The sequence below is a fragment of the Bradyrhizobium sp. UFLA05-153 genome (genome assembly GCF_054185185.1).
The window spans coordinates 54,076-62,204 of the sequence record NZ_JBBIAM010000050.1 but is presented as its reverse complement, the minus strand read 5'-3'; the positions used below and the strand labels follow the sequence as shown (position 1 = coordinate 62,204).

Annotated in this window: 5 protein-coding genes and 1 pseudogene; 3 read left to right on the top strand and 3 right to left on the bottom strand. The window is 61.1% G+C overall.

Going from position 1 to position 8,129, the window contains the following annotated elements; all coding sequences use genetic code 11:
• Both opgC and Q2941_RS27050 read right to left on the bottom strand, forming a co-directional pair.
• Positions 1-299 (bottom strand): annotated as a pseudogene (opgC, locus tag Q2941_RS27055) (OpgC domain-containing protein); the annotation flags it as partial.
• Positions 300-378: 79 nt separating this feature from the next.
• Positions 379-1,782 (bottom strand): invasion associated locus B family protein, encoded by a 1,404-nt coding sequence (locus Q2941_RS27050; RefSeq protein ID WP_371933067.1) that lies wholly within the window; start codon positions 1,780-1,782, stop codon positions 379-381.
• Between the two features lie 380 nt (positions 1,783-2,162).
• On the opposite strand from Q2941_RS27050, the gene Q2941_RS27045 reads away from it, so the two are divergent.
• Positions 2,163-3,608 carry an adenylate/guanylate cyclase domain-containing protein gene (locus Q2941_RS27045; RefSeq protein ID WP_458194255.1) on the top strand — a complete coding sequence of 482 codons (1,446 nt, stop codon included), beginning with the start codon at positions 2,163-2,165 and terminating at the stop codon, positions 3,606-3,608.
• A 270-nt stretch (positions 3,609-3,878) separates the two neighbouring features.
• Positions 3,879-4,868 (top strand): ketopantoate reductase family protein, encoded by a 990-nt coding sequence (locus tag Q2941_RS27040; protein ID WP_027522978.1) that lies wholly within the window; start codon positions 3,879-3,881, stop codon positions 4,866-4,868.
• Between the two features lie 37 nt (positions 4,869-4,905).
• Here Q2941_RS27040 and Q2941_RS27035 read toward each other — a convergent pair whose 3' ends face one another.
• Entirely contained in the window at positions 4,906-5,145 is a 240-nt protein-coding gene (locus tag Q2941_RS27035) for a hypothetical protein (protein WP_027522979.1), read from the bottom strand.
• Positions 5,146-5,372: 227 nt separating this feature from the next.
• Between Q2941_RS27035 and topA the strand changes: the two genes are divergently transcribed.
• Complete coding sequence (gene topA / locus Q2941_RS27030; protein ID WP_254112070.1) at positions 5,373-8,126, top strand: type I DNA topoisomerase; 2,754 nt, start codon at positions 5,373-5,375, stop codon at positions 8,124-8,126.
• Positions 8,127-8,129: the final 3 nt, after the last annotated feature.

Genomic DNA, 8,129 nt, shown 5'->3' with positions numbered 1-8,129 from the left:
GAACTGATCGTCAGCAGGAAATAGCCGAGGAACGAGAGAAATATGCCGACGCAGAACACCCGCAGGGACTGTTGACCGCATTTGATCAACGGATCGCAAATTGGGCTCTTCAGCCCCTTCCAATCCATTGGCATGAATCGGATCACGAGCAATGCGATCACGATGAAATGCAGGACCCGGTAAGGCGCAAGATTTGTCTTGTCGTTCGGATTGACGGCATCAAACAGCCAGTCTGGAACGATCTGCCTGACGCTTCCGAAGGAAGCCGCCAGCGTCAGGATGAGAGCAAAAACCAGATAGATCGCGAGCTGACGCGAGCCAAGAACCGGCTACGGTTGGCGGGCTCTAATGCTTTCTTTTAAGACACCCGAAAACGGCTCATTCCTGATCCATGCCGAAGTCAAATGTCTCTGCGGGTGCTCCCTTACGAACGGTACCAAATTGATCGAGCGATAGCGTCAACGCGATGGATGAGGAGTTCAGGTCCGCAAGTTCGAGCTTCAACTGCTTCCCGGAGTCTAGCTTCGCGATGAGATCAGGGTTCACGGGCGCGGCCGCAATGCAGATGTTGGTCAGACACCAATTGAAGGGAATCTGAGTCGAGAGCCCCTGATCCACGCTGACTTTGACGCCCATTTGGAGGTTCGCCCCTTGTGGAACGAAAAGTTGCAAGCGAGCAGCGCCGTCCGCGCGCCGGATCAGATCGACTCTGGTCACGACCTGACCAAGATCGTCGGTACCGGTCGATGTCGTACGGCAGATCGCAGTCCCATCACTGGAATTGAAACAGAGCTTTCTCCAAGCCGAGTATTGAATCGTTTGAGGTAGGCGCACTCTCGGAGCTTTTGCCTGTAACTCCGCACCAGAACGGGTGCTGCCCATTTGTTGCTGCGCGCTGCTCGTTGCTGAATGCTTCTCAAGAAATTGGCTTACCAGCGGAGACCAGATGGGTACTGCGTCGGGGGAATCGATCATGAAATGGCCGTCGCCTCCGAATGCTGGCAGCATGTGATATTCGGCGTTTCCTCCCGCCGCCACGAAGGCGTCATGCATCCGCTTCGTCAGCTCTGGCCCGAAATAGGTGTCGTTCTCTGTGTATAGCCATAGCATCGGTACTCGTGCCGAACGACCAAACTCGCTTGTAGCTGCGACGAGTTTATCGGGAGCACAGTTGTTGTTCGGTTTGCCATCTACTCTGCCTCCACGTCCTGCCGCAAAGGTAATGACGGCTTGAACTGACGATGGGTTCCGACTCGCAAGAGCAATCGATCCCCATCCACCGCCGGACTGACCAACCACGACGACCTTGCCGGGCTGAATCGCCTTCTTCTTGCTCATGTAATCGATGACCCACTCGTTCATGGTGGCGATGGCAAGTCCAGGGCCTTTGAAGTTCGGGTTGTTGCAGGTACCGATGTGCGCAAAGACCGCTCCATAGAGCCCCTGATCTTTGTCATCCAGGCTACTGGCGCCGTATCTCACCGGTGATATGACAAAATAACCGCGGCTCGCGAACCACCGCGCTGCCGCGCGGTACTCGATGGTCGGGAACATCGTCCGTTCCTGGAGGCCGAGCGCAATTCCGTGATTCATGATCACAAGAGGAAATGGACCATCGCCGATCGGCCGTACCACGAAGGCAAGCATAGGAAGTGGGAAGGGGAGCGCCCAGATTTCCTCTTGGATTGTTGGCGCTGCTGCAACATCTTCCGCGACGGCCGAGGAATAAAGAGCCGGTAGAGATGCCAGCAAGGTCAGAGCAATCAGAAGGCGCTTCAGCATCTTCGTACTCCGTTCTCAAAAGATCAATTGCCGCAAGGAGCAGAAGCATCGTGCGCAGGAAACGTATCGGCGTTTCATCGCTCAATTGGTCATTTCGAGGCTAAGTAGCCGTGCCTTGAGCCCTTTGACATAGATCAAGCCCAAACGTTCGGCGGGGCCACAGCAGGGCTACCAGACTTCTGCCGTTGGCCCATCAGAGAAATGGCTCCGCGCCTCGTCGAGTTCGGACAACACGCCGCGAGGCCGGAGTACCGCCGGCCCGACTCCAAAGCATGCATTTGTCCCCGGAGTTTATGCTACTCTCGGGCGGTCGGAAGATGGTGCCATCTTCGCCGACACGTGAAATCCCGTTCAACCTCGTCGACGACTTGGGTGGGAAAATGCATCACGTTCAAGAGAGGCTCCTCGAAAGCAGGATGACCGAAATCGAGCAGGCCCGGTCTTGGAGCCCGCGCGTCATCTCCAAATTCGAAAGCTTGATCCGGGGTGGCGACGACCTCTCGCTTTATCGCGTCAATCCGCTTTCCTTTGCGCGCGACCGCGCCATCAGCGAAGCAGAGAGCATCGACCTGTTTCTTCATGCCGCGCGGAGCGGTCTGTTCGACATGAGCTGGGACGTCGTGTGTCCCCAGTCCGGCATGGTGCTCGACAGTTTCGGCGCCTTGCGAACCCTGAAAACCCACTATGTTTGCGGTCTGTGCGATGTCAGCGGCGATACAGACCTCGATGACTTCATCGAAGTGACTTTCACGGTCTCCCCGCAGCTCCGAAGGCTTCCCTTCCACGATCTGGCGTCGCTTTCGGTCGAAGATTTTCACTGGAAGGCCCGCTTTCTCACCGATGGGCGCTTGCCGGGTCAGCCGATCCGCTTTCTTGACGTTCTGCGCGGTCTCGTTCGCGGCATGTCGTTCCTGCCTCCCGGCTCCACCACGTCGCTCATGGTCGAACTCGGCCCCGGCGCACTCGCCGGGGTCAATGTGCAGACGCAGGCCAGCTTCGCGGTGAGTGTGGTCGGCGAGCCCGCATCGGCTCCGGCGCGCTTGTCAATCAAGTATGATGGACGCCGTTTTTCTCCGCTCGCATCCGCCGTGCCGCCCGGGCCGGTGGTCGTTGAAGTGGAGAATTGCTCTGCCACACGCGGCTCCTTGCTTCTGATCAACTGGCCGCCCAAGATCCTGGCGCAGACGGTCAAGCCCGCCCTCGACTTCGATCCCTATCTGTCGGGCGGCATGCTGCTCGCCCGACAGACTTTCCGACGACTGTTCCGGTCGGAGCGCGTCGATGAAAAGGAAGGCCTTGGCATCAGGCAGGTGACCTTGCTGTTCACGGACCTGAAGGGATCGACCGCCATGTACGAACGGCTTGGCGACCTCAATGCCTATGCGCTGGTGCGCGAACATTTTGCCCTGCTGGGCTCAACCGTGCAGGAACACTCGGGCGCCATCGTCAAGACGATCGGCGACGCCGTGATGGCCGTGTTCTCCCGTCCTGCCGATGCCGTCTCGGCTGCGCTGCACATTCTGGCGGATATAGAGCGCTACAATGCCGAGCACGGCGATCCCAGCATCATCCTGAAGATCGGAGCCCATTGCGGCCCCTCGATCGCGGTCACCTTGAACGAAAACCTCGACTATTTCGGGCAGACCGTGAATGTTGCGGCGCGCGTACAGGCACTGGCCGATGCCGGAGAGATTTGCCTTTCGGAAGCGCTCTATTCGGCACCAGGGGTAAGTCAAGTTCTCGCCGGTCACAACGTTGTCGCGTTCGACGCACCGCTTCGGGGAGTCGAGGGAGCGGCGTGCGTCTATCGCGTGACGGACATGTAGACCGTGGCCGCCCTGCTCAGTCATTGCGAGTGCAGCGAAGCAATCCAGACTGTCACCGCGGAAAGATTCTTTCGCCGGCTAGGGAACGGCAGACCTTATTGTCGTTTGGTCAGTACCCGAGCCTTCCGCGCAATTCCCCAAGCGCGAACTTTGGCTACTGCGATGCACGCGTTGAATAGCCACCGCGCCGCGCGTTGCTGCTTGATCTAAGTCAAGATCGGGCGGCGGCTAAGCGAAAATGCTCGGTGTGATAGTATGAAAAGAGGAACGATGTCCGGCGAGAGCAACCAGTCACTCCGTATCGCCGTTCTCGGAGCCGGTGCAATGGGATCGTTGTTCGGGGGCAGTCTCTTCGAGGGCGGAGCAAATGTTACCCTATTCGACCTCGACGTCGCTCATGTCGAATCGATCCGCAAGAACGGCCTCAACCTCAAGACGGACGCAGGCGAACGCCGCATTCACGTCCCGGTTCTATTTCCCTCGGAGGTGAATGGGGTCTACGACCTCGTCATCGTCTTCACGAAGGCGATGCACACGAGACAGGCACTAACCGCCATACGTAGCGCGATCGGCCCAAACACGGCGTTATTGAGCCTGCAAAACGGACTCGATAACAAGCTTGTTCTCACGGAGTTCGCCGATCCCAAAAATGTGCTGATCGGCATCACAACTTACCCCGCCGATCTCAAGGGGCCGGGCCGCGTCGAATCTCATGGTCGCGGCGTTGCCCGGCTTGCGGCGGCAGGCGAACCAGCCTCGCCGACACTGGACCTCCTACCCGACCTGTTCGCGCGCAGCGGGCTCGATGCAGTAATCGATCCACATGCCGAAGCGGCGATTTGGGAAAAAGTGGCGTTCAACGCCGCATTGAACGGCCTTTGCGCAATCACCGGCTCAGCGGTGGGGCAAATCGGCGCTCACCCGGAAACGCGGGCGTTGGCTTTTCAGATTGTCTCGGAGGTCTGTACCACGGCGATCGCCTGCGGCTTTGCTGTTGAGCGGCAGCATGTGGAGGAGATGTTGGCCGATGCGCTGGCACACCACATCCATCATAAGCCTTCCATGCTTCAAGATGTGATTGCAGGTAGACCCACCGAGATCGAGGCGATATGTGGCGCGGTGGTCCGCCGCGCAGACGAGCGGGGCGTAGCAGCCCCGGTTACTCGTACGATCCTGGCGCTCGTACGGCATATCGACTGGCGTGCAGCCACTGCGCGAAGATCGGCCGACCAACTCAGGCGTGATCCTACAGAAGTCTAGATTATTAGCGCAGCGCTGAATTCCTCGATTCGGCCCCTCACGACAGCTTGCGCTTGCTGCGCAGGCGGATGTGCTCATCGGCCTCTAGCTGGGTCATGCCGAGGAGATAATGCAGCACGTCGAGCTTGTGGCGTTCGGCGATCTGGCGCAGGTGAACCACCTGCTCGGCGATGAACGCGACAGCCTCGTCCGCCCCGCCCTCACCCGGTTCCTCGCTCCTCGAACGCTTTGCTCCGGCCGAGACGGCCTGCGTCCGCTTCCTCGCTGGTTTTGTCACCAGACCCCATCCGAATCCTTAGCCATCTCCGATTCTACGCCGCCCCGCGCCACAACTCCAAGGCGGTATTTTACAACTTATCCGATATGAAACTTTGCTCATTTTCGACCCGTTCAACAGCCCTCGATTTGACAGGGACGGCCTCACCACCCATGTTCGGGTCGAAACGGCCGACCCGAGTCCCTTCGAATTTGGCCTAAATTTCTCCCGTAAGTTACTGGAACTACATGAATATCGTCATTGTGGAGTCGCCGGCGAAAGCCAAGACGATCAACAAATATCTGGGCTCGTCCTACGAGGTTCTGGCCTCGTTCGGCCATGTCCGCGACTTGCCGGCGAAGAACGGATCGGTCGATCCGGAGGAAAATTTCAAGATGATCTGGGAGGTCGACCCCAAGGCGGCCGGCCGGCTCAATGACATTGCCAAGTCCCTGAAGGGCGCCGAGCGCCTGATTCTAGCCACCGACCCCGATCGCGAGGGCGAGGCGATCTCCTGGCACGTACTTGAGGTGCTGAAAGAGAAGCGCGCGCTGAAGGACCAGAAGATCGAGCGCGTGGTGTTCAACGCCATCACCAAGCAGGCGGTCTCGGAGGCCATGAAGCATCCGCGCCAGATCGACGGTGCGCTGGTCGACGCCTACATGGCGCGCCGCGCGCTGGACTATCTGGTCGGCTTCACCCTCTCCCCCGTGCTGTGGCGAAAGCTGCCGGGCGCCCGCTCGGCCGGCCGCGTGCAGTCGGTGGCGCTGCGCCTCGTCTGCGACCGCGAGCTCGAGATCGAGAAGTTCGTCGCCCGCGAATACTGGTCGCTGATCGCGACCCTGCTGACGCCGCGCGGCGACGCCTTCGAGGCCCGTCTGGTCGGCGCCGACGGCAAGAAGATCCAGCGGCTCGACATCGGCACCGGCGCGGAAGCGGAAGACTTCAAGAAGGCGCTGGAACTGGCCACCTACGCGGTCACTGCGGTCGATGCCAAGCCGGCCCGACGCAATCCGCAGGCGCCCTTCACGACCTCCACCCTCCAGCAGGAAGCCAGCCGCAAATACGGCTTTGCGCCCGCGCACACGATGCGGATCGCGCAACGGCTCTACGAGGGCATCGACATCGGTGGCGAGACCACCGGACTCATTACTTATATGCGTACCGACGGTGTGCAGATCGCGGGCGAAGCGATCACCCAGGCGCGCAAGGTGATCGGCGAGGACTACGGCAACGCCTACGTGCCGGACAGCCCCCGTCAGTACCAGACCAAGGCCAAGAACGCGCAGGAAGCGCACGAAGCGATCCGCCCGACCGACCTCTCCCGCCGCCCCGCCAGCATGGCCCGCAAGCTCGATGCCGATCAGGCCAAGCTCTACGAGCTGATCTGGAAGCGCACCATCGCAAGCCAGATGGAAGCGGCCGAGCTCGAGCGCACCACCGTCGACATCACGGCGAAGGCAGGCTCCCGCACGCTGGAGCTGCGCGCCACCGGCCAGGTCATCAAGTTCGACGGTTTCCTGGCGCTCTACCAGGAAGGCCGCGACGACGAGGAGGACGAGGACTCCCGCCGCCTGCCCGCGATGAGCGAGGGCGAAGCCGTCAAGCGGCAGTCGCTCTCCGTCACGCAGCATTTCACCGAGCCGCCGCCGCGCTTCTCGGAGGCCTCGCTGGTCAAGCGCATGGAAGAGCTCGGCATCGGCCGGCCCTCGACCTATGCCTCGATCCTCCAGGTCCTGAAGGACCGCGGCTACGTCAAGCTCGAGAAGAAGCGCCTGCACGGCGAGGACAAGGGCCGCGTCGTGGTCGCGTTCCTGGAGAGCTTCTTCAGCCGCTACGTCGAATACGATTTCACCGCCGGTCTGGAGGAGCAGCTCGACCGCATCTCCAACAACGAGATCTCCTGGCAGCAGGTGCTGAAGGATTTTTGGCGCGACTTCATCGGCGCCGTCGACGAGATCAAGGATCTGCGCGTCGCGCAGGTGCTCGATGTGCTCGACGAGATGCTCGGGCCGCACATCTACCCCGCCCGCGCCGATGGCGGCGACGTCAGGCAATGCCCGAGCTGCGGCAGCGGCAGGCTCAACCTGAAGGCCGGCAAGTTCGGCGCCTTCGTCGGCTGCTCGAACTATCCGGAGTGCCGCTACACCCGCCAGCTCGCCGCGGACGGTGAAGCCAGCGCCGACCGCTCGCTCGGCCAGGATCCCGACACCGGCTTCGAGGTCTGGGTCAAGGCCGGCCGCTTCGGGCCCTACATCCAGCTCGGCGAGCAGAAGGACTATGCGGAAGGCGAGAAGCCGAAGCGCGCCGGCATCCCGAAGGGCACCTCGCCCGGTGATGTCGAGCTCGAGCTTGCGCTGAAACTGCTGTCGCTGCCGCGCGAGATCGGCAAGCATCCGGAGACCGGTCAGCCGATCACCGCAGGCCTCGGCCGCTTCGGGCCGTTCGTGAAGCACGAAAAGACGTACGCCAGCCTTGAAGCCGGCGACGAGGTGTTCGACATCGGTCTCAATCGCGCGGTGACGCTGATCGCGGAGAAGGTCGCCAAGGGCCCGAGCCGCCGCTTCGGCGCCGATCCCGGCAAGGCGATCGGCGATCATCCGACGCTCGGCACCGTCACCGTGAAGAGCGGCCGTTACGGCGCCTATGTCACGGCAGGTGGCGTCAACGCCACGATCCCCGCCGAGTTCGAGAAGGACGCGATCACCCTGCCCCAGGCGATCGCGCTGATCGACGAGCGCGCAGCCAAAGGTGGTGGAAAGAGCGGCGGCAAGGCCAAAGCAAAGAAGGCGAAGGCGACCAAGACCACGGCAAAGACCGCCGAGGGCGAGGACGCGCCCAAGCCAGCAAAGAAACCGGCCGCAAAAAAAACCGCGGCCAAGACGAAATCTGAATCAACCAGCAAGGCACGCGCAGCCGTGTCGTCGACCGCCAAGACGTCGCCGACCAAGGGATCTGCCGCTGCCAAGGCACCGGCCAAGAAGAGTGCCGGCAAGAATTAGAGG

Coding starts and splice junctions, on each gene's coding strand:
- Q2941_RS27050 (WP_371933067.1), bottom strand. CDS start 1,782: ATGCTGAAGCGCCTTCTGATTGCTCTGACCTTGCTGGCATCTCTACCG.
- Q2941_RS27045 (WP_458194255.1), top strand. CDS start 2,163: ATGCATCACGTTCAAGAGAGGCTCCTCGAAAGCAGGATGACCGAAATC.
- Q2941_RS27040 (WP_027522978.1), top strand. CDS start 3,879: ATGTCCGGCGAGAGCAACCAGTCACTCCGTATCGCCGTTCTCGGAGCC.
- topA (WP_254112070.1), top strand. CDS start 5,373: ATGAATATCGTCATTGTGGAGTCGCCGGCGAAAGCCAAGACGATCAAC.